The following is a 22,059-nucleotide window of genomic DNA, read 5'->3' as shown; positions in this document are numbered from 1 at the left end:
TGATTTGTATGGCAGTTGGTGTGGCATCTTTGTTATTTAATATTGAGGGTGCTTTAAAACTTTGTGAAAGTACAAAGGAAATAACTCATTTGGAAATTGGTATTGATAATATATATGAATGTAGTGAGTTATGTAAATATAAGCAGAGAATTTCTAAACTAGGGTTGTCTATAGGGATACATTTACCTATGGAATTAAACACTTGTGAAAATATAGAATATATACGAGCTTCATGGATAAGTTTTATTGAGAAGATAGAATTAGAGCTAAAAGGATTTGATATAAGGTACTTTAATCTTCATTTGGGTTATGTTATGACAAATAGACTTAAAAATAATAGGGACAAGTATTTAGATAATAGTGTAGATTTTTTTAATAAAATAAATACAGATTCACATATTTGTATAGAGAATACTTATTCAAAAGGTGGAGATTTTTCAAATATTGGAAATATATCCTATGATTTTGAATATATATTTAAGAGGATTAAAAATTCTAAGATTTGTTTTTGTTACGATACTGGACACTGTTTAATTGATGAGGATGATTATTTAAATAACTTGAAAGATAAGATAAAATTGATACATTTAAGTGATAATGATGGTATCAATGATATACATGTTGGTATAGGAAGAGGTATTTTATCTGAAGAGAGTGTTAAAGAGGTTTTAAAATTAGATGCAGAATATTTAGTATTAGAAATAAATTACGAAGACATTGAAGATACTATAAGTAAATTGAATCATATTGTAGGAGAGGGTTAAATACCTCTCTTTATCTTGTTGATATGCCTCGTTGATTAAAATGTATATTCATCAAAAGGAAGGAGATGTTGAAGTGAAGAAAATAAATTTAAAAATAGACGGAAGAAGTAAGGAGTATTCATTAGACGAAAATTCTTTGGGAATTAGACTAGGAGATATAGCAAAAGAGTTTTGTGATGAACATAAAGGATATATAACACTTGCGGTTGTAGATAATAAATTGAAAGAGTTAAATTATAGAGTGAAAAAGGATTGTGAGATAGAGTTTTTGGATACGACAAATGAAGATGGAGAAAGAGTTTACTTTAGAGTCATGTCATTTGTGTTTGTGATGGCTTGTAGAGAGATATTTTGGGACAGCAGAGTTACAATAGAACATTCACTATCTGGTGGACTATATTGTGAAGTTCATATAGAGAGAAAACTTAAAGAAGTTGATGTTGAAAATATAAAAAATAAAATGAAAGAGATAATAAATAATGACTACACTATAGAAAAAATAGAAGTTACGAGGGATGAAGCTATTTCTATATTTGAAAATAATGAGATGTATGAAAAAGCAGAACTTTTGAAATACAAGGAATATGATAGTGCTAAAGTATATAAATGTAGAAACTATATAGACCATTTTTATGGATATATGTTGCCATCAACTGGTTATATAAAATCGTTTGATATCATACTTTACAATGGAGGTATTATAATTTTAGGGCCTAGTGAAGAAGATAAGACTCTACCTATGAAATTTATACCTCAACCTAAGCTATCAAACGTATATTATGAAGCAGAAGAATGGTCAAGACTAATGGGAATTGATAAGGTAGTATCACTTAACAGAATAATAGAAAATAATGAATATGGAGATATAATAAGAACATTTGAAGCATTACATGAAAAGAAACTATCTCAAATAGCAGATATGATAAAAGATAACAATAAGAGAGTAGTTTTAATAGCAGCGCCATCATCATCTGGAAAAACAAGCTTTGCTCATAGACTATCAATACATCTTAGAGTAAATAACTTAAATCCGATTTCAATATCTTTAGATGATTATTTTATAGATAGAAAACATACTCCTTTAGATGAATATGGAAACTATGATTTTGAGTCAATTTATGCTATAGATTTAGAGAGATTCAACTTAGATTTAAATAAACTTTTAGCAGGTGAAGAAATTGAGGATATAAGGTTTAACTTTAAAGCTGGGGAAAGAGAATATACTGGTAAAAAGATAAAGATAGACTCAAATCAACCAATTATATTAGAAGGTATACATGGGCTAAACCCTATTTTAACAGCATCTATACCAGATGAAGATAAATTTAAGATATACATAAGTGCCCTTACTCAAATAAATTTAGATGACCATAATAGAATTCCTACTGCCGATTTGAGAATGATAAGAAGAATTGTTAGAGATTATAATTTTAGAGGATATAGCGCTGATAATACTATTTTGCAATGGGCATCAGTTAGAAGAGGAGAAAAGAAAAATATATTCCCTTATCAAGATGAAGCAGATGCTATATTTAATTCCGCTTGTGTGTATGAATTAGCGGTTTTAAAGCGATTTGCTAAGCCTCTATTGGAGGAAATAGATGAAGATAATCCTGCTTATATTGAAGCTACTAGATTATTAAAGTTTTTACAGTATTTTGTTGAACTAGATGATATTTCTGATATACCAGGAACTTCAATCCTTAGGGAATTTATTGGAGGAAGTAAAATAGTTGATTAGCATGTATTATTGATTATTTTATTGTACTCATATTGAACTAAATATTTTTTTAGAGATACTGAATAATCTATGGTTTATATTTTAAGTAATATTGCTGGAGTATTAAAGTGAAAATTCTATTTAGTTATCAAAAATTCTTTGTTTTGTGAGAATTAGTATAGATAATAAATACTATTTAACTTTAATACTCCTTTTATAATATTATGATATTTTTTATAATATGTTTGAAAAATAAAGTTAAGTCTGCAAAAAATAGTTTTAAAGTATAATTTCTTTTAACACTGTTTTATTATAGTATAAACTTGTGCTAAAATAGAGTATATAACATAAGATGATGAGGTGCATATGAATACGTTAGATGAGACATTATTAAAAGAAATTATAAGTTCTAATAAAAAATATACAAATTATGGACAAGTTGCTAGTTACATACCAGAATTAAAAAATGCTCGTAGAAATGATTTAGGAATTTGTATTATAGATAGTGAAAATAACATTTATAGTGCTGGAAATTGTAGCACAAAATTTACAATACAAAGCATTTCAAAACCAATTGTGCTTGCCATGGCACTTATGGACAATGACTGGGAAGACGTTTTTTCAAATGTTGGAATGGAGCCAAGTGGAGACCCATTTAATTCTATAATGAAACTTGAGATTAATGATACTAAAAAGCCTTGTAATCCAATGATAAATGCAGGAGCAATAGTTACCACTTCTCTTATAAATGGGAGCTGTTTGGAAGAAAAAGAAGAAAGAATGCTTAGCTTTTTTAGAAAATTGGCAAGAAATGATAACATAGGAATAAATTATGATGTCTATAAGTCTGAAAAAATGACTGGAGATAGAAATAGAGCTATGGCTTATCTGTTAAAAAGTGATGGATTTATCAGAGGTAATGTAGAAGATGTTTTAGACCTTTATTTTAAACAATGCTCAATTGAGGTGGATTCTATAGATTTAGCGAGAATTGGTATAAATCTTGCTAATTATGGAGTAGACATAGAAAATGGAGAGCATTTAATGAGTGAAATGGTATCTAGAATTGTCAAGACATTTATGATGACTTGTGGAATGTATGATGCTTCTGGGGAATTTGCTATTAAAGTTGGAATTCCTGCAAAATCTGGAGTTGGGGGTGGTATAATGGCTTCTGTGCCAGGACGTATGGGTATTGGTGTTTATGGACCTGCACTTGACAAAAAAGGTAACAGCGTCGCAGGAGTTAAAGTTTTAGAGGAGTTGTCAAATAAACTCAGATTAAATATTTTTTAAAATTTTAAGAAAGGATTTTTTTGACAACAACATATAATTTAATATATAATTAAATTGTAAAGAAATATGAATTAAATAAATTTTTTAGGAGGGGTCAATGAAAGAGGTATTGGTATTACGAGATTTGGAGTGCATAAAGGCTATTGCACATCCACGTAGAATAGATATTCTAAAAGCATTTGACAAATCGCCATTGTCAGCAAAACAATTATCTCAATTATTGGAAGAACCTCATGCAAAAATAAACTACCACATAAAAATGTTATACAAAGTTGGTATTTTAGAATTAGTTGAGGAAAAAATAAAGTCGGGGATTGTGGAAAAATATTATTATCCAAGTGCAAAAAATGTGGTTATAGGGAATAGGATACTTAATTTTTCTTTAGACAATGGGGAAGAAAAAGAAGAATTGTACATATCAAGATTTGAAAATATGAGTGAAGTTTTTTATAAAGCAGCAGAGGAAGATGTTTTAGAAAATGAAAATATAGTTGATTATCATGATATTTCTCTTACTCATGATGAATTAGTTGAACTTAATGATACTATGAAATCAAAGATAGATGAAATTTTAAATAAAAGACAAGACAGCGTTGAAGGTTCTAAGTATGATATAGCTATGGTTGTAGTTCCTACAGTTGAAGAAGAATGTCCTAATTAGAATCATTAATTATGTATTAGTTATAAAACATAAGATTAGAGATTGAACATCAGAATTTACTTAATAATCAAAAAATACTTTTGAGCATGAGTAAAATAATGATTTTTAATCTCTATTTTTTTGTTATTTGAATGACTAAATATACTCTTTGAAATTTATCAAAATGGGTATAATTAAACTATAAATATTAAAATTTAGAATTAATATATACGAAATTAATTATAGTTATACTAAAATTAAGACTTAAGTATCAAAAATTTATAAATTAAAATTATGTACAACCAAAAGGAGATTAATATGATTAAATTAGGAACACATATTTCAATAGCAAAAGGATTTGCAAAGGCAGCCGAAACAGCTGTATATATTGATGCAAATACATTTCAATTTTTTAGTAGAAACCCAAGAGGAGGAAATGCTAAAGAATTTGATGAGAAAGATATAGCTAAATTTCAAGAAATTAGAAAAGCAAACAATTTTGCACCATTACTTGCACATGCTCCATATACTATGAATCTAGGTGGAGTGAAGGATGATGTTTATGAATTCGCAACAAGAGTAATAGATGAAGATATAAGAAGAATGGATTCACTAGGTATAGAATACATGTGTTTTCACCCTGGAAGTCATGTAGGTGGTGGAGTAGACTTTGGTATAGATAGGATAGTAAAAGGGCTAAACAATGCTATTAAAGGAGATGAAAATATAACTATACTCCTTGAAACAATGTCAGGAAAAGGGACTGAAATAGGATTTAGTTTTGAGCAGTTAAAGAGCATAATAGACAATGTCGAACATAAAGAAAGAATAGGTGTGTGTCTTGATACATGTCATATTTTTTCAGCTGGTTATGATATAGTTAATGACTTGGATGGAGTTTTAGGGGAATTTGACAAGATTATAGGTATAGATAGATTAAAAACTATACATTTAAATGATAGTATGATGCCATTTGGGGATAAAAAAGATAGACATGCTCCTATAGGTGAAGGTAAGATAGGGCTAAAAGCTTTAACTGATTTTATGGAACATCCAAGCATTAAAGATTTGCCATTCTTCTTAGAAACACCTTTTGATGAAGAAGGTCATAAGAGAGAGATTAAGATGATTAAAGAAATTTTATCTAGTAAATAGTATTTTGATATGATGTAAATAATATTTTGATGCTATTTAAGTAGCATTTTGATTATATTTGGATTAAATTTAGATTATATGCTAGTGAAATATAGATTGGTATATTATGAAGCATATTAAATAAAATTTTGATGTAATATAAAAGAGCATATTATAAACTATATAAATAAACTTGATAAAATGTGTATATATTTTAAATAGTATATAAATAGATTGCAAAAATTCTCATAATTTGTTGTATAATTAAAAGTAACATGTTAATAATGTTTAAAATTAATTAAAAGTTAGGTGGGGAAAGCTATGAGAAATTTAGGCAAAACTAGTATGAAGATAAAAAGAGTCGGTTTTGGGGGAATTCCAATACAAAGAATTACACAAGAGGATACTAATTTAGTTATAAATGAGCTAGAAAAACAAGGAATAAACTTTATTGATAGCGCAAGGGGATACACAATAAGTGAAGAAGCTATTGGAATTGCTATAGAAGGAAAAAGAGATAAATTTTTCCTAGCTACTAAAAGTATGTCTAGGGATTATGATTCAATGAAGAGAGATGTGGAAATAAGTTTAAATAACTTTAAAACTGATTTTATAGATTTATATCAATTCCACAATGTTAAAGAAGAAGAGTATGACAATATTTTTAAAGATAAAATGGCTTATAGTGCCCTTTTAGAAGCAAAAGAACAAGGGAAGATAAAACATATTGGTATAACTAGCCATAACTTAAATACTATAGAAAGAGCTTTAGAAAGTGGCAAATTTGATACTATACAATTTCCTTACAATATAGTTGAAGGACAAGCAGATGAGGTATTTAAAAAAGCTCATGAAAAAGGAATTGGTATAATAGTAATGAAACCTTTAGCTGGTGGAGCTTTAGATAATGCTACATTGGCTATTAAGTATATATTGTCTAAGGATTATATAGATGTGGTTATACCAGGAATGGATAGTGTTGAACAAGTTAGACAAAATGTCGCTGTGCTTGAAAATCTTGTATTAGATGAGGATGATGAGATAAAAATTGAAGAAATAAGAAATTCTCTAGGTAAAAAATTCTGTAGAAGATGTGAATATTGTATGCCTTGTGCTGTTGGAATAAATATACCTTTAAGCTTCTTATGCGAAGGATATTACACTAGATATGGATTAGAGGAGTGGGCTAAGGAAAAATATGAGGTTATGGATGTTAAACCTACTGAATGTATTGACTGTGGTCTTTGTGAAAGTCGATGTCCATATGAACTTCCTATAAGAGAAATGTTGAAGACTGTTGTTGAAAAGCTAGGATAGATTTTACTTATTGAAATCGGTGTAATAAATTTACGCCGATTTCTTTTTTTATGTAAGTATAATTATTATGATAAGATTGTGTTTATGAAAGTATTAAGTGTTATGTCAATGCAAGTATTAATTATTATATAAATATTGTTTTTGCATCAATATAGATTTATATAGCATATACAGATTTTTATTTTTCAAAAATATTATAAGATATATCGTATTTAGATATTGGATAAAGTTCAATTTCAACTCTAGGATTGTCCTTATCTATAAAATCAAATAAAAGTACTGGCTTAAGCTGCTTATCATTTTTTATTATTCCACTTTTTTCAATACCATCACAAATGCTCTTTGGATAGTTATGTAAATCTCCCATTCTCTTGTTAGGGAAGAATAATTTTAACACTGTTATTAAATTTTCTTCAACAGTTTCTCCTTGATACTGTTGATTTATAAAACCTGCAATCATGTTCTCATATGCTAAATACTTAGAATATTTTCCCTTTGAAGGCATCCATGCTTGACCATTTATATTATGAAGTTTAAAATTAGATTTACTAATGGGTCTACCTGGTATTGTTATTTTAATCAATTTATTCACCATCCTTATACAGTATTTATTATAATCTGTGGATGATTTAAAAGCAAATTCTTATTTGTTGTACCTTTCTGAATAACAAAGTCTAATTGGATAAGATATGATTTTAATAGTGTAATATATATTAGATTGTTGTAGATATGAAAGATATATTATAGAAGAAATACAAGGTAGCAATAGAGGGAAGAGATATGAAAGTTAAATTATAATAATGTTGTAGAACAACAAAAATATAGATAATGAAAAATAAGTAGTGTTATAAGAGTAAAATAGCTAAAGATATAATATGGATGAAAGCTAAGCTATACAAATATTGTAGAATAACAAAATATAGATAGTTAAGAATAAGTAAGTGTTATAAGAGTAAAATAGTTAAAAATTAAAAATAGATAGATGTTAAATTATACTAAGATAACAGCATATAAAAGTCAAATTATATAGTAAATAAATTATATAAACATGTAAATTTTAAAAATTAGACTATTTAGACTATATATATTTAGGCTGTATAAATGTTGTTATGTCTAAACAAAGAAACATATGTAGCATAATTGTGATTTTAGAATTTAAGTTGAAAAGGAATAATTTTATGGATAATAACAGATTAAAAGAATTTTGTAACCTCATAGGATTAAAGTGTGTAGGAATAGCTGGAGTAGACAAGTATGAAAATCTGAGAGAGATACTTGAAAATAGACAGAAAAAAGACTATTTAACAGGTATGGAAGAACCCATAATTGAAAATAGAATTAATCCTAGAAATATAATGGAAGATGCTAATTCTATAATAGTGTGTGCTTTTCCATACCATATAAATAGACAAGAAAAGAATAAAAATTCAAATTTATCAAAATATTGTCATGGAAAGGACTATCATATTGTAGTAAAAGATTTTTTACAACAAATTTGTGATTATATTTCCAAAAATGTAGAAGGTTTTAAATATAAGATATTTGCTGATAATGGACCATTAGTTGACAGATATTTAGCTTATTTATCAGGTATTGGATATTTTGGAATAAATAATAATATTATAACTGATGAATATGGTTCTTATATATTTATTGGATATATAGTAAATAATTATAAGTTTGAAGAAGATAAACCACTAGAAAAAAGCTGTTTTAAATGTGGAAAGTGTGTAAAATATTGTCCGGGAAATGCTATATTGGGAAATTATGATATGAATCCTAAAAAATGCTTATCATATATAACTCAAAAAAAGGGAGATTTGTCAGAGGAAGAAAAGTATGTTTTAAAGAAAAGTAAAAAGATATTTGGGTGCGATATTTGTCAAGAAGTATGTCCTCATAATATTGAAATACCAACAACTCACATCTTGGAATTTAAGGAAGATATAATAGACTATTTGGATTATGATGAGATACAAAATATATCAAATAAAGAATTTAAGAGGAGATATGGAGATAGAGCCTTTAGCTGGAGGGGTAAAAATATAATAAAGAGAAATATGGAAATAATTTTAGATAAGTATGATGACTAATAATAAGAGTCTACTTCATATACTTTAATGTGTATTTACTTTAACACTTATGGTGTAAAAGTCATATTATATCATTAAAGTTAAATATGAGGAGGTGGGGGAATATTGAAATATAATAATACATCTGAAATAAGTCCACTAGATAGTATATTGGGTCAAGAAAGAGCAGTAGAAGCTATGGAGTTAGGTTTAAAGATAAATAATCCAGCCTACAACATATACCTAGCTGGGGAATCTGGAACAGGTAAAAGTACTTATGCCTTAAAGGTTTTAAATGAATATGCATCTAAAAAAAGTACACATAAAGATTGGTGCTATATATATAATTTTGAAAACCCTAGAGAACCTATGATAGTTGAATTAGAAAAAGGGTTTGGAAGAGAACTTAAGAAAGATATGGAAAAGTTAGTAGAAAGTCTTTTAGAAGATTTTAAAAATGCATTTGAAAGTGAAGATTTTGAAATAGAGAAAAATAAACTTTTGGATGAATATGAAATAGAAAAAGATATGTTACTAAAGCAGATTAAAAAATATGGAGAAGAAAAAGGATTTAAACTAAAACAAAGTAAAATGGGAATAGTTTTCATACCTTTGAAGGAAGATGAAGAAGAAAGTGATATATCAGATGAAGAGTTTTATAAGGCTAAAAGAGAACTCGAAAACATGGCAATACAAGTTGTATATAAAATTAGAAACTTGGAAGAAAAAGCTGAAAAGGCTGTGTTAGAGCTTGAAGAAGAGATAGCTAAGCTTGTAGTAGAACCTCATATTAAAACGTTGTGCGAAAAATATGAATGTTATGAAAAAATTCAACTTTACTTAGAAAATATAAAAAAAGATATCATAGAATACATGTATTTATTTTACTTAGATGAAGAAGAATTGAAAGATAAGTATGATAAAGAACACTTTATAAAGTATAAAATTAATTTATTTGTAGATAATGGAGGTTCGAAAAAGAAGGAATCAGCACCTGTCATAGTAGAGATAAATCCAAGCCCATCAAACCTATTTGGAAAGGCAGAATATGATTATGCAAACGGAAATATAAAGACTGATTTTACAAAATTATTATCAGGAGCATTTCATAGAGCTAATGGCGGATATTTGGTGCTTTATGCAGACCAGTTATTAAAGTATACTATGTCTTGGGAAATTCTTAAAAAGACATTGCAAACAAAAAAAGTAATTTTGGAAACACAGACAGCAATTAAACCAGAAAATATGCCATTAGATGTCAAAGTGATATTGATAGGAAGTCATTATATATATGATATTTTATATAGATATGAAGAAGATTTTGGAAAATATTTTAAAATATTTGTAGATTTTGATAGCGAAATGGATAAGAATAAAAATAATGAAGATGGAATAGCTAGATTTATAGCATATCAATGCAATAAAAATGGCTTAAAACATTTTACAAAAGATGCAGTTGACGAAGTTGTTAAGTTTAGCACTAAATTGTCTGGTGATTTAGAGAAGCTATCAACTAAGTTTAATAAAATAATGGAAGTTATAATAGAAGGAAGTGCATATGCAGAATTTAGAAGTTCCGATTATACAGAGCGAGATGATATTAAAAAAGCAATAAGTGAAAAGAAAAAGCGTATTAATAGAGTAGAGACACACATGGATGAATCAATTGAAAATGGTTTTACTCTAATAGAAACAGAAGGGAAAAAAGTTGGAGTAATAAATGGGCTATCAGTTTTAAGTACAGGAGAATATTCTTTTGGTAGGGCTTCAAGGATTACAGCAACTACTAGTCCAGGAAGCAATGGTATAGTAAATATAGAAAGAGAAGTAAATATGAGTGGCTCAATACATAATAAAGGAGTGCTTATATTAGGGGGATATCTTTCTGAAAACTTTGCACAGGATTTATTGATGTCATTAAATGCATATATTTGTTTTGAGCAAAATTATGGAGGTATAGATGGGGATAGTGCATCTTCTGCGGAGTTATATGTATTGTTATCATCTCTTAGTGGTGTAGCAATTAAGCAAAATATTGCAGTTACAGGCTCTATAAATCAAAAGGGAGATATACAAGTAGTTGGTGGAATAAGTGAAAAAGTAGAAGGATTTTATTCTATATGTAAAACTAAAGGCTTAAACAATGAACAGGGTGTAATAATTCCTAAAAAAAATCAGAGAAATCTTGTTTTATCAGATGAAGTTAATGATGCTATAAAAGATGGAAAATTTAAAATATATACAGTTGAAAGAGTAGAAGAAGCTATAGAGATATTGACAGATGTCAAATTTGAAGAAATAAAAAAATTGGTCAAAGAAAAACTACTATCTTTTAGTAAGATACAAATTGAGTCAAAAGAATAAGTTTATAATAGAATTTAATGGGTATTTATATGTATAATAAAAAGCAGGAACTTTAATAAGTTTTTGCTTTTTTTGTGAAATATCTGTAGAGTAAATTTTGTTTTGTATGTTGATGTTTATTTTTTGTTGATATGATTAAACTATATATAAATAATGTTTTATAAATTGGTATTTTAAGGGGGATAATTATGAAAAGTGTAAATAAGAAAGATATAAGTAAGAATGATGTAACTAAGAATGATGTAAATAAAATTGAAACTCAAAAAGAAGTAGATGAAATAATTGATGAAAAAGATATAGAAAATTTTGTAGATATTAAGGATAATAAAAAAAGTGTCAAAGTTAGCAAAAAAGATGCTCAAAAAAGTGAAAAAGATAGTAAATTAAAAGATAATAAATCTAGTAAAAATATACAAAAAGTGAGTAATAAGAAAGCTAAAAGTAAATCTGTAGATAAGAAAGAATCTGCAAACGAAAAAGATGTAAATAAAATTTTAGATGAATTAGAAAAATTGTATCCAGATGCTACATGTGAACTAAATTATGGGACAGCCTTTGAACTTTTAATAGCAACTATATTATCCGCTCAATGTACTGACGTAAGAGTAAATAAAGTTACAGCGGAATTGTTTAAGAAGTACAATACAGCAAGAGATTTTGCAGATTTAAGTATTGAAGAAATTAGTAAAGAGATAAAAAGTTGTGGTCTTTATAAAAGTAAGGCTCAAAAAATAAAAGCTACATCTGAACAGTTGTGTGAATTATATAATGGTGAGGTACCAGATACTTTAGAAAAGCTTGTAAAACTTCCTGGTGTTGGGAGAAAGACAGCAGGCGTTGTTCTTAGTAATGCCTTTAATCATCCAGCAATAGCAGTAGATACACATGTATTTAGAGTCAGTAATAGAATTGGAATAGTAGATGAGCCAAACCCTCAAAAAACAGAATTTGCACTTATGGAAGCCATACCAAAAGAAAGATGGTCACACTCACATCATGTATTAATTTTTCATGGAAGAAGAATGTGTAAAGCTAGAAATCCAGAGTGTGAAAACTGTCCAATAAAAGATGATTGTAATTATTATCAAGAACTTAAAGAAATGAAATAACTTTTCTAAAGTAAGTTGTACAAGAGTGATTTTCTGATATAATAATACTTATGAAAATGTTAGATAGAAAACTATTATATATAATAATATAAAAATTATTATTAACATTATTATATATGATAGTATAATATTATTGTTATTCTGTTTATAAAATAAAGTTTAGTAAACAAGAACGATATTTAGGAGGATAAAAATGTCATTAAATATAGTATTAGTAGAACCAGAAATACCTCAAAATACAGGAAATATAATAAGAACTTGTGCAGCAACAGGTTCAACTTTGCATTTAGTAAAACCATTAGGTTTTTCATTGGATGATAAGCACTTAAAAAGATGTGGTCTTGACTATTGGGATATAGCTGATATACAATATTACGATAGCTTTGAAGAATTACAAGAAAAATATCCAAACAGTAGATACTTTTTTTCTACAACAAAGGCTAAACAATCGCATTCAGATGTAAAATATGAAGAAAATTGTTTTATAGTATTTGGGAAAGAAACAAAGGGATTATCAGAGTCTTTGTTGAAAGCAAATATGGATACTTGTATTAGAGTACCTATGTTAGATGTTGAAAAAGCTAGGTCATTAAATTTATCAAATTCAGTAGCTATAGTAGTATATGAGGCTTTAAGACAAATAGGATACCCTAATATGAGGTAGTTTAAATAATCCTAAATTAGAAAGGAGCATACTTAATGAAAAATCTAAAGATAATCTGTGACAGTTTATCGGACGTGCCAAAAGATTTGTTAGATAAATATGATATAGATATTGTTTCATTAACAGTTATATTAGAAGAAAAAGAATACAAGGATAGGATTGATATATCTGGAGATGAATTTTATAAAAAACTTAGAGAAGAAAATGCATATCCAAAAACTTCTCAAGCTACTTATGCCCAATTTAAGGAAGTTTTTGAAAAATACACGAGTGAAGGTAGAGCAATACTTTATATAGCTGGTTCGGCTACAGCTACAGGAACATATCAAAGTGCTGTAATGGCGAAGAATGATGTAGAAGGTGAAATATATACATATGATTCTAACTTACTTTGTATGGGAACTGGTCTGCTTGTAATAAAAGCAGGAGAGCTTGCAAGTGAAGGAAAATCTATTAATGAAATATTACCTGTTTTAGATGAATTAAAAGAAAAAGCTTTTGTTATATTTTCAGTGGATACATTGGAGTACTTACAAAAGGGAGGAAGAATATCATCTACTAAGGCGGCAATAGGAAGTATATTAAATATAAAACCTATTCTTGAAATAAAAGGAGGGTTAGTCTCACAATTATCTCAAGTAAGAGGTAAGAAGAATGTAATTTCTAAGATGATGGACTTGATAAAATCGAATTGTGGGGATGATTTATCAGACCAAGTTATATATATAGGATATAGTGATGACATTAAGGAAAAAGAACAATTGTCTAAAGTTATAGAGGATGAATTGAGACCTAAGGAAATTAAATTTTTCCAAATTGGTGTGTGTATAGGTGCACATGCTGGTCCTGGTGTAACTGGAATTATATGTCTAAAAAATAAATAACAATTTTTTATATTGGGATTATTTATTTTTTTATTAATTTATGATAAGATATGTTAAACATTGATACACTAGATATGATTTGTTTTAGATAGAATTAAGTGTTGATATATTAAGTTGAGTTTTTAGGGAAGTGTGTAAATAGATAGAAATCTATTACACACTTTTTTATGGTAAGTTTATTGAAAAAATTAAATAAATACTTGCAAATGAGGTATAACAAATCAGTAATATAGTATGTAAAAGTAAATAGGATATAAAAATGTCACAAAAATATAAGGAGTGGATTTTGATGCGTTTAAAAAAATTGTTGGTATTAATGTTAACTGTAGCAATGACTGCTGGAATGTTAGTTGGATGTAGCAGTAATTCAAGTAATAATTCTAGTTCTAATCAAGATAATAAAAATAAGCTAAGTAACAAAGAAAATTCAAAAAAATCTGTATCTATGATATTAGATATTGAAGGGTCAAATAATGGAGTCATGAATAATTCAGCTTTGTTAGCGTTAGATACTGCACAAAAAAATCTTAACATAGATACAAATAAAGTGGAATCAGAGGATTCATCAACTTTTTCTAATAGCATAGATATTTTATGTAATGATAATACTGACTTGATTATAGCTGTTGGTTCTAGATTTGCAAAGCCTCTAGAAAAGATAGCCAAGAAATACCCAAAGCAACAGTTTGCCATTGTAGATTATGAGTATGACAAACAACCATCTAATATAACTTCAATTTCTTTTGAGGATAATAAGACTGGATATTTGGCTGGATTAGTTGCTGGAAAGATGACAGAAACAGATAAGGTTGGTTTTATAGGTGGAGTAGAGGGTTCTAGTAGAAATAAATTTGAATCTGGCTTTAAAGAAGGTGTTAAATTTTCTAATAGCAATATAAAAGATATTTCAGTTGAGTATGTAGATATTTTTAAAGATAGTAAATCTGCTGAATCTGTTGCTAAAAAAATGATGGATAGTGGAGTAGATATTATTTTTTCTAATACTGAAGATGATTCAAAGAGTGTAATAAATATGGTTAGAGCAAAGAATAAAAAAGTGATAGCAATTAATAAAGATCAGCATGAGTTGGCTCCAGAAAATGTTATAAGTTCTATTGTAAAGGACTTTGAAAAACCTACTTATGACTTAATACAAAGCTTTGTAAAAGGAGATTATAAGGGTGGTAAAGTTATAGAAAATACAATGAAGTCTGGAAGTACTGGACTTGCTCAAAATAGTTCTCAAAATATTCCTCCTGATGTGTTAGAATATGTAAATAAGAACAATAAATAATTTATAGAGACTTCATGTTCTATATCAGGGAGTGAGTTTTGTGAAAATAAAAAGGATATTGATGTTTTGTTTTGTCATGCTCTTTACAGTTTTTATACTATTTATCTGTAATTTTGATTTTGGATTTAATAGAGTAAATAATAATTCTAATATAAATAATAATAAGTCTAAACAAAGTGAATCTAAGAATGTGTCAACTTTGTCTGATAAAGATAAGTCAAATAGTGAAAGTAGCAATGATGAGGATGAATTGGAAGATGATTCTTATGTAAGAAAAACTGTTGGAGTATTGTTAGATACTGAAAATTTAGGTAATGAATCGTATAATAATAATGTACTGTCAGCTTTAAAAAGAGCTGATGAGGATTTTGATATTAGAGAGAAGATTGAAAGACCAAAGACTTTTAATGACTTTGCAAATAGCATAGAAAAATTATATAAATATGAACCAGACTTGATAATAGCAGTTGGAGCTAGATTTGCAGAACCGATTAAACAAGCTGCTACAAAATATCCAAAACAGCAATTTGCAATAGTTGATTATAATTATAAGGTTCAACCAGCTAATGTAATTTCTGTATCATTTCAAGATAATTCCACTGGATATTTGGCAGGTCTTATTGCAGGAAAAATGACTGACACTGGTAAAGTAGGATTTATAGGAGGGGTTGAAGGCTCTAGTAGAGACAAATATGAATCTGGATTTAGAAAAGGTCTTAAAACTTCAAATAAAAATGCTGATTTATTGGTAAAGTATGCAAATGTATTTGAAAATCCTGAGTCAGCTAGAACTATTGCAAAAGAAATGAGAGATTCTGATAGAGATGTTGTATTTTCAGCCACAGAGGATGATGGGAAAAGAGCTATTCAGGTAGCTAGAGAAAATGGTGGTAAAGTTATAGCTATTAATAAAGACCAATATGATATGGCTCCAGATAATGTAATAAGTTCGATTGTAAAGGATGTAGAACAGCCTGTTTATGAATTGATACAGAATGTTGTAAAGGATGGTTTTAAGGGAAGTAAAGTCATAGAGTTTAAGATAAAAGATGGAGAAATTGGACTTACTCCAAATAGCAATAGAAACATACCACCAGATGTTTTGGAATATGTAAAAAAAGAGTACAATAAGGTGAAAAGTACATACTAATTATTGCTGAAGATATGTATAGTATTTGTGTAGAATGTTATAATTATCTATAGAGGAGTTGATACATATGGAAGACAAAATTTTGCAATTTCTAGACAAAATGCAAAACAGTATTAACGACAGATTTGATAAATTAGAAAACAGATTAGATAAGGTGGATACAAGACTAGATAAAATGGATGCTAGATTTGATGAGGTAGACATAAGACTAGAGAAGATGGGTACTAGATTTGATGAAGTTGACATAAGACTAGATAAAGTAGATGCTAGATTTAATGGAATAGACTCTAGATTAGATAAGATAGAAAATAATCTAGTAGAAATTAAAAAAGATTTAAAAGACACAAAGGTAGAATTAGAATATACAGAAAGACATGTTGTAGCTGTTAAAGGAGACACACAAGAGATAAAAAGAGACTTAAATAAAATTGAAATAGTAACAGCAAGCAATTGGAACGATATAGCTAAATTAAAATCAATTAGATGATAGAGTAGAGTTTTTATAAAAATTTATCAAAAAATACATTAATTAATTTAGATTAATTACATAAAAGTCCAATAATAAGTGTGTAAGTAGAAAAAATCTACTGCACACTTTATTTATATTCAAATAAAAAATTTATCAAAAAAAATAAAAAGGAGTAAAAAATGGAATTTACAAGAGAGCCATTTATACTAGATGACGATTTGTGTCTAGCTTTGGTGGACAAAAGAATTAGTTATCTAATGGAAAATGAATTAAAATTAAGAAATATAGAAATAATAAAAACAATAGAATGTAAAGAATTATATGAAAGTATAAAATATCACCCAGATATATGTATTTGTAATTTAGGAAAAGGAGATATAATTGTTGCGCCGAATGTATATAATCAATACAAAGAGTTATTAAGTAAACATAAATTTAATATAATTAAGGGAGAAGCTAATTTATCAAATAAATATCCTTATGATATACCTTACAATATTGCTATAGTTGGTGATTATGCCATACACAATTTTAAGTACACTGACAGAGCGATATTAGATTATATTGAAAATAATAAACTTAAAAAGATAAATATAGAGCAGGGCTATTCTAAATGCTCAATCTGTATAGTAGATAGAACATCTATAATAACATCAGATAAAGGTATTTGGAAAAGCATGAAGAATACAGAAATAGAGTGTTTATTAATAGAAAAAGGTCATATAAATTTATTTGAGATGAATTATGGATTTATAGGTGGATGTACAGGGTTAATTTCTAAGGATAAACTAGCTTTTTGTGGAGATGTTAAAAAACATCCTGACTATGAACGTATAAAAAGTTTTATAGAAAGTAAAAACAAGGAGATAGTTACACTTAGTAGTGAAAATTTACTCGATATAGGTTCTATAGTTCCTCTCATGACGAGAAAGGAGCGATAACTTTGGTTGAGAAGGATAATATTTCTTCTATGAAATTTTTGAGGAATAATAATGTAAACGATAGATTAATATATACAAATGACATTGTAGAAGTCGTAATTGATTCTGCAAAGCAAGAAGTATTAAATAAGAAGATACTTAATGGTACTAAAACTGAACAAAGAGCTCTAAATATTGATGAAATATCTACAGAAATAACTAGTATGATAATAAGTATAATGAAAGAGAAACTTTTAAAAGAATACATTCTAAAATGCTATGGGCGTACATATCCTGAAGATAAAAATAATATATACATATATTCACTAAACATATTTGCTAAAAAAGAGATTTTTATGAGAGAAACAGTATTTACAAGGGTTAGGAACTATATAGAGGAAAATGATTTTATAAATGTCGAAGGTTTTATTAGATTTAGAATGAGAGAATTTATGAAATATATTTCTGCTATAGGTGATATTGCAGTTGAAGAGTATTTAATAAAAAGAGACCAAGATGAGTTTATAAGAGTTTTAAAATATTTTATAGATACTCAAGAAGAAAAGATAGATTTACTTAAAGTTCATATAATGGAAGATAATACATTTATTTTATACGATAAAAATGGAAATAAAATAGACAGTATAGATGATGAAGAAATTATAAATATGGTCATAAGAGAAAATTTAAATTATGAGGACTTTTTAATAAGTACCTTATTAACTTTATGCCCTAAGAAGATAGAAATATTAGATTTATTAAATAACAATTGCTCAAAGGAAATCATAGATACAGTAGAAGCAATTTTTGAAAATAAAGTTAGTATAATTATGGAAAATTAGAATTGAAAGATATAATTTAAGATTTGAAAAGATAGTTAAAAATAAAAATATACTCAAATTACAGATGAATCAGAGTTAAAAGATAGTAAAATACAACTAAAATAATAAAAATAAAAATTAGAAATCAAAAAATTCTTTTGAAATCGACACGAAAGACTTATAATTGTATATAAAGCTATAATATAACTAGAGTTATTAAAGATAAAATATAGCTAACAAATATACAATTGATAAGGAGAAGTTTTATAATGGATAATTTAATTAGGATACTAATATTAGCTGTTATTGGTGGATTTATAGGTTATGTCACAAATGTAGTTGCTATAAGACTGATATTTAGACCAATAGTACCTATTAAGATACCTATTTTAAATATAGAGATAGTAGGTCTTATACCAAAGAGAAGAGCAGAAATAGCAGCAAATGTAGGTGAAATAATTCAAAACGAATTTCTTTCAATGGACGAAATACTTGCAAATATCATTACTGACGAAGATAAGGAAGAAGTTGTAAGATACATAAAAGCAAGGGTGAAAATTATCATACATGAGAAAGTTTCATTTATACCAAGCAGTATAAAGAACATGATTCAGGACTATTTAGGAGATATAATTGAATCTGAAGTGAAACAGAGCATAGATGAATTGAGCAAAAATATAATAAATAAAGCAAATGAGCGTATAGATATACAAAAAATGGTCGAAGATAAGATTAATGAACTAGATTTATATGAACTAGAAGAAATAATCATAAGAATAGCTAAAAATGAATTAAAACATATAGAAATCTTAGGTCTTGTATTAGGTTTCTTAATAGGTATAGTTCAAGGATTGGTGACTATATTTATCTAGTTATATCTATCATGCATGTAGATATGATTTAAAAATTTAAAATTAGTGAAAATATTATAATATTACTATAAATCAAAAGATTAAATTAATATAAAATATAAGAATATTAGTTTAAAATTGATTGAGATGAAAAATAATGGGTAATTAATATATTACATTAATGTTGATTGATGTATGACTATCTGTTATAATGAAAATATATCAAAAATTATAGTGTTGAAGAGGAAGAGTAGAGTGGAAACCATTCACAGAGAATCTGGGTCTATGGCTGAAAACCCATGTAATAGGTCTATTTGAAAACTACCTTGGAGCTGAGCTTATTAGCAATATTTGTTTTACACGATTTGTGAAAGTGCTCGGGTGACTACCTTATAGTCATCAAGAGGGTTGTATATATTTGTATACACCAACTTGGGTGGAACCGCGAATTAATATCGTCCCAAATATATTTGGGGCGATTTTTTATTACAAAAAAATTAAAAATTATCTCAATAAGGAGGAAAAAACAATGATTAAAGTTGCTTTAAAAGATGGTTCAATAAAAGAATTTGAAAATGCTCTTTCTGTTATGGATGTGGCTAAATCCATTAGTGAAGGATTAGCTAGAAATGTGGTAGCAGCATCTGTGAACGGAGAGGTTGTAGGTCTGGACCACATGATAGATAGTGATTGTGATTTAAACTTATTTAAATTTGAAGATAAAGAAGGAAAAGACGTTTTTAGACATACATCAGCACATATGTTAGCTCAAGCTATAAAGAGACTTTACCCAGAAGCAAAACTTGCTATAGGGCCAAGTATAGAGAATGGATTCTATTATGATATAGATTTAGAACATAGATTAGTTCCAGAAGACTTGGAAAAAATAGAAGCTGAAATGAAAAAAATAGCTAAAGAAGATTTAAAAATAGAAAGATTTGAACTTCCTAGAAATGAAGCTTTAGAACTTATGAAAGAACAAGGAGAAGATTATAAGGTAGAGCTTATATCTGATTTACCTGAAAGTGAAATAATATCTTTCTATAAACAAGGTGATTTTACTGATTTATGTAGAGGACCACATTTACCATCTACTAAAAAGGTTAAAGCTGTTAAATTACAAAGTGTAGCAGGTGCATACTGGCGTGGTGACGAAAAAAATAAAATGCTTCAAAGAATCTATGGAACTTCTTTTGAAAAAAATAAAGATTTAGAAGAGTACCTACACTTATTAGAAGAAGCTAAAAAAAGAGACCATAGAAAATTAGGTAAAGAATTAGGTTTATTTATGATACCTGATGAAGGTCCTGGATTCCCTATGTTCTTACCAAAAGGAATGGAACTTAAAAATGAATTATTAAAATTCTGGAGAGAAATACACAGAAAAGCTGGATATATTGAAATAGAATCTCCAATTATATTAAACAGAAAATTATGGGAGACTTCAGGTCACTGGTATCATTACAAAGAGAATATGTATACAGTTAAAATAGATGACGAGGATTATGCTATAAAACCTATGAACTGTCCTGGTGGATTAATTTACTACAATTCTCAATTACACTCATATAGAGATTTCCCAATGAGAGTTGCAGAGCTTGGTAGAGTTCATAGACATGAGTTATCTGGAGCATTACAAGGATTAATGAGAGTTAGAGCATTTACTCAAGATGATTCACATATATTCATGTTACCAGAACAAATCAAAGATGAAATAAAAGGTGTAGCTAATCTAATAGATGGTATTTACAAGACTTTTGGATTTGAATACAATCTAGAATTATCTACAAGACCAGAAAATTCTATGGGAAGCGAAGAAGAGTGGGAAGCAGCTGAAAATGGATTAAGAGAAGCTTTAGAAGAGTTAGGTCTACCATATACTATAAATGAAGGTGATGGGGCATTCTATGGTCCTAAGATAGACTTCCATTTAAGAGACTGTTTAGGAAGAACTTGGCAATGTGGTACTATCCAATTAGATATGCAACTTCCAAGACAATTTGATAATACTTATATTGGACAAGATGGTGAGAAACATAGACCAGTTATGATTCATAGAGTTGCTTTTGGTAGTATAGAGAGATTTATAGGTATATTAATTGAACATTATGCTGGTAAATTCCCAGTTTGGTTATCTCCAACTCAAGTTAAGATACTTCCTATATCTGATAAGTTTATGGATTATGCTAATGAAGTTAAAAAAGTATTATTTGATAAAGGTATAAGAGTTGAATTAGATGATAGAGCTGAAAAAATTGGATTTAAAATAAGAGAAGCTCAACTTGAAAAAGTTCCTTATATGTTAGTAGTAGGTGAAAAAGAAGTAGCTGAAAATAATGTTTCTGTAAGATCAAGAGATAAAGGTGAAATAGGCAGTATTAAATTAGATGAGTTTATAGCTAGTATTTCAAAAGAAATTGAGTCAAGAGAAAGTGTTATTCAAAACTAATATATAAAATAAAGTGAGACTGTAAATTAATTTGTGCTTTTAAAGATAATTTCTACTTTATAGCAACAATTATTTATTTACTATTAATATTTCCCAATATATGAATTTTATTCTAATAAATTGTAAAAAATATATACTGGG

At 27.7% G+C, this 22,059-nt stretch carries 19 protein-coding genes and 1 other annotated feature; of the genes, 18 read left to right on the top strand and 1 reads right to left on the bottom strand.

Features of this window, described 5'->3' with window-relative positions; translation table 11 throughout:
* Nucleotides 1–8: 8 nt before the first annotated feature.
* The 6 genes from IC173_RS15510 (at nt 9) to IC173_RS15485 (ending at nt 6,871) form a co-directional block, all read left to right on the top strand.
* A complete protein-coding gene (locus IC173_RS15510; RefSeq protein ID WP_227433613.1) occupies nt 9–764 on the top strand; it encodes a sugar phosphate isomerase/epimerase family protein in 756 nt (251 codons plus the stop codon).
* 73 nt (nt 765–837) lie between these two features.
* Nucleotides 838–2,505: a nucleoside kinase gene (locus tag IC173_RS15505; RefSeq protein ID WP_227433612.1), complete on the top strand. Its 1,668-nt coding sequence runs from the start codon at nt 838–840 to the stop codon at nt 2,503–2,505.
* 345 nt (nt 2,506–2,850) lie between these two features.
* Complete coding sequence (glsA, locus tag IC173_RS15500; RefSeq protein ID WP_227483645.1) at nt 2,851–3,780, top strand: glutaminase A; 930 nt, start codon at nt 2,851–2,853, stop codon at nt 3,778–3,780.
* Nucleotides 3,781–3,877: 97 nt separating this feature from the next.
* The gene (locus IC173_RS15495; RefSeq protein ID WP_227433610.1) at nt 3,878–4,441 is read left to right on the top strand and encodes an ArsR/SmtB family transcription factor; all 564 of its coding nucleotides are present in this window, start codon (nt 3,878–3,880) and stop codon (nt 4,439–4,441) included.
* A gap of 297 nt (nt 4,442–4,738) precedes the next feature.
* Nucleotides 4,739–5,575, top strand: coding sequence for a deoxyribonuclease IV (locus IC173_RS15490; protein WP_227433609.1), 837 nt, complete (start codon nt 4,739–4,741; stop codon nt 5,573–5,575).
* 300 nt (nt 5,576–5,875) lie between these two features.
* Nucleotides 5,876–6,871 (top strand): aldo/keto reductase, encoded by a 996-nt coding sequence (locus tag IC173_RS15485; protein ID WP_227855831.1) that lies wholly within the window; start codon nt 5,876–5,878, stop codon nt 6,869–6,871.
* A gap of 178 nt (nt 6,872–7,049) precedes the next feature.
* Here the strand turns inward: IC173_RS15485 and IC173_RS15480 are convergent, their stop codons facing one another.
* Nucleotides 7,050–7,454 (bottom strand): RusA family crossover junction endodeoxyribonuclease, encoded by a 405-nt coding sequence (locus IC173_RS15480; RefSeq protein ID WP_227433607.1) that lies wholly within the window; start codon nt 7,452–7,454, stop codon nt 7,050–7,052.
* A 595-nt stretch (nt 7,455–8,049) separates the two neighbouring features.
* Here IC173_RS15480 and queG point away from each other — a divergent pair.
* The 12 genes from queG (at nt 8,050) to thrS (ending at nt 21,918) form a co-directional block, all read left to right on the top strand.
* Nucleotides 8,050–8,964: a tRNA epoxyqueuosine(34) reductase QueG gene (queG, locus tag IC173_RS15475; protein WP_227483643.1), complete on the top strand. Its 915-nt coding sequence runs from the start codon at nt 8,050–8,052 to the stop codon at nt 8,962–8,964.
* Between the two features lie 105 nt (nt 8,965–9,069).
* Nucleotides 9,070–11,307: an ATP-binding protein gene (locus tag IC173_RS15470; RefSeq protein WP_227855830.1), complete on the top strand. Its 2,238-nt coding sequence runs from the start codon at nt 9,070–9,072 to the stop codon at nt 11,305–11,307.
* 188 nt (nt 11,308–11,495) lie between these two features.
* Complete coding sequence (gene nth / locus IC173_RS15465; RefSeq protein ID WP_227855829.1) at nt 11,496–12,416, top strand: endonuclease III; 921 nt, start codon at nt 11,496–11,498, stop codon at nt 12,414–12,416.
* A 193-nt stretch (nt 12,417–12,609) separates the two neighbouring features.
* Nucleotides 12,610–13,080, top strand: a complete 471-nt coding sequence (gene trmL, locus IC173_RS15460; RefSeq protein WP_227855828.1) for a tRNA (uridine(34)/cytosine(34)/5-carboxymethylaminomethyluridine(34)-2'-O)-methyltransferase TrmL — start codon at nt 12,610–12,612, stop codon at nt 13,078–13,080.
* A gap of 35 nt (nt 13,081–13,115) precedes the next feature.
* Nucleotides 13,116–13,964 carry a DegV family protein gene (locus IC173_RS15455; protein ID WP_227433603.1) on the top strand — a complete coding sequence of 283 codons (849 nt, stop codon included), beginning with the start codon at nt 13,116–13,118 and terminating at the stop codon, nt 13,962–13,964.
* A gap of 289 nt (nt 13,965–14,253) precedes the next feature.
* On the top strand, nt 14,254–15,258 hold the full coding sequence (locus IC173_RS15450) for a BMP family ABC transporter substrate-binding protein (protein WP_227433602.1): 1,005 nt from the start codon (nt 14,254–14,256) through the stop codon (nt 15,256–15,258).
* Nucleotides 15,259–15,298: 40 nt separating this feature from the next.
* The gene (locus IC173_RS15445; protein WP_227851398.1) at nt 15,299–16,408 is read left to right on the top strand and encodes a BMP family ABC transporter substrate-binding protein; all 1,110 of its coding nucleotides are present in this window, start codon (nt 15,299–15,301) and stop codon (nt 16,406–16,408) included.
* A gap of 67 nt (nt 16,409–16,475) precedes the next feature.
* Nucleotides 16,476–16,895: a hypothetical protein gene (locus tag IC173_RS15440; RefSeq protein WP_227855827.1), complete on the top strand. Its 420-nt coding sequence runs from the start codon at nt 16,476–16,478 to the stop codon at nt 16,893–16,895.
* A gap of 161 nt (nt 16,896–17,056) precedes the next feature.
* Nucleotides 17,057–17,818 carry a DUF6873 family GME fold protein gene (locus IC173_RS15435; RefSeq protein ID WP_227433599.1) on the top strand — a complete coding sequence of 254 codons (762 nt, stop codon included), beginning with the start codon at nt 17,057–17,059 and terminating at the stop codon, nt 17,816–17,818.
* A 29-nt stretch (nt 17,819–17,847) separates the two neighbouring features.
* A complete protein-coding gene (locus IC173_RS15430) occupies nt 17,848–18,639 on the top strand; it encodes a putative sporulation protein YtxC (protein ID WP_227845491.1) in 792 nt (263 codons plus the stop codon).
* 248 nt (nt 18,640–18,887) lie between these two features.
* Nucleotides 18,888–19,490 carry a DUF445 domain-containing protein gene (locus IC173_RS15425; protein ID WP_227433597.1) on the top strand — a complete coding sequence of 201 codons (603 nt, stop codon included), beginning with the start codon at nt 18,888–18,890 and terminating at the stop codon, nt 19,488–19,490.
* Nucleotides 19,491–19,697: 207 nt separating this feature from the next.
* Nucleotides 19,698–19,935 (top strand) — a binding site (T-box leader).
* Nucleotides 19,936–19,998: 63 nt separating this feature from the next.
* The gene (gene thrS, locus IC173_RS15420) at nt 19,999–21,918 is read left to right on the top strand and encodes a threonine--tRNA ligase (protein ID WP_227433596.1); all 1,920 of its coding nucleotides are present in this window, start codon (nt 19,999–20,001) and stop codon (nt 21,916–21,918) included.
* Nucleotides 21,919–22,059 lie beyond the last annotated feature (141 nt).

The sequence above is a fragment of the Clostridioides sp. ES-S-0048-02 genome (assembly GCF_020658495.1).
GTDB lineage: Bacteria > Bacillota > Clostridia > Peptostreptococcales > Peptostreptococcaceae > Clostridioides.
Note: the sequence above shows the minus strand (reverse complement) of the source record. Positions and strands in the feature narration are given on the sequence as shown.

Excerpts from the sequence above, each read along its gene's own strand:
- queG (WP_227483643.1), top strand. The coding sequence starts at position 8,050 with ATGGATAATAACAGATTAAAAGAATTTTGTAACCTCATAGGATTAAAG.
- IC173_RS15425 (WP_227433597.1), top strand. The coding sequence starts at position 18,888 with ATGGATAATTTAATTAGGATACTAATATTAGCTGTTATTGGTGGATTT.
- IC173_RS15440 (WP_227855827.1), top strand. The coding sequence starts at position 16,476 with ATGGAAGACAAAATTTTGCAATTTCTAGACAAAATGCAAAACAGTATT.
- nth (WP_227855829.1), top strand. The coding sequence starts at position 11,496 with ATGAAAAGTGTAAATAAGAAAGATATAAGTAAGAATGATGTAACTAAG.
- IC173_RS15455 (WP_227433603.1), top strand. The coding sequence starts at position 13,116 with ATGAAAAATCTAAAGATAATCTGTGACAGTTTATCGGACGTGCCAAAA.
- IC173_RS15510 (WP_227433613.1), top strand. The coding sequence starts at position 9 with ATGGCAGTTGGTGTGGCATCTTTGTTATTTAATATTGAGGGTGCTTTA.
- IC173_RS15430 (WP_227845491.1), top strand. The coding sequence starts at position 17,848 with ATGAAATTTTTGAGGAATAATAATGTAAACGATAGATTAATATATACA.
- IC173_RS15495 (WP_227433610.1), top strand. The coding sequence starts at position 3,878 with ATGAAAGAGGTATTGGTATTACGAGATTTGGAGTGCATAAAGGCTATT.
- glsA (WP_227483645.1), top strand. The coding sequence starts at position 2,851 with ATGAATACGTTAGATGAGACATTATTAAAAGAAATTATAAGTTCTAAT.
- thrS (WP_227433596.1), top strand. The coding sequence starts at position 19,999 with ATGATTAAAGTTGCTTTAAAAGATGGTTCAATAAAAGAATTTGAAAAT.
- IC173_RS15485 (WP_227855831.1), top strand. The coding sequence starts at position 5,876 with ATGAGAAATTTAGGCAAAACTAGTATGAAGATAAAAAGAGTCGGTTTT.
- IC173_RS15435 (WP_227433599.1), top strand. The coding sequence starts at position 17,057 with ATGGAATTTACAAGAGAGCCATTTATACTAGATGACGATTTGTGTCTA.
- IC173_RS15490 (WP_227433609.1), top strand. The coding sequence starts at position 4,739 with ATGATTAAATTAGGAACACATATTTCAATAGCAAAAGGATTTGCAAAG.
- trmL (WP_227855828.1), top strand. The coding sequence starts at position 12,610 with ATGTCATTAAATATAGTATTAGTAGAACCAGAAATACCTCAAAATACA.
- IC173_RS15450 (WP_227433602.1), top strand. The coding sequence starts at position 14,254 with ATGCGTTTAAAAAAATTGTTGGTATTAATGTTAACTGTAGCAATGACT.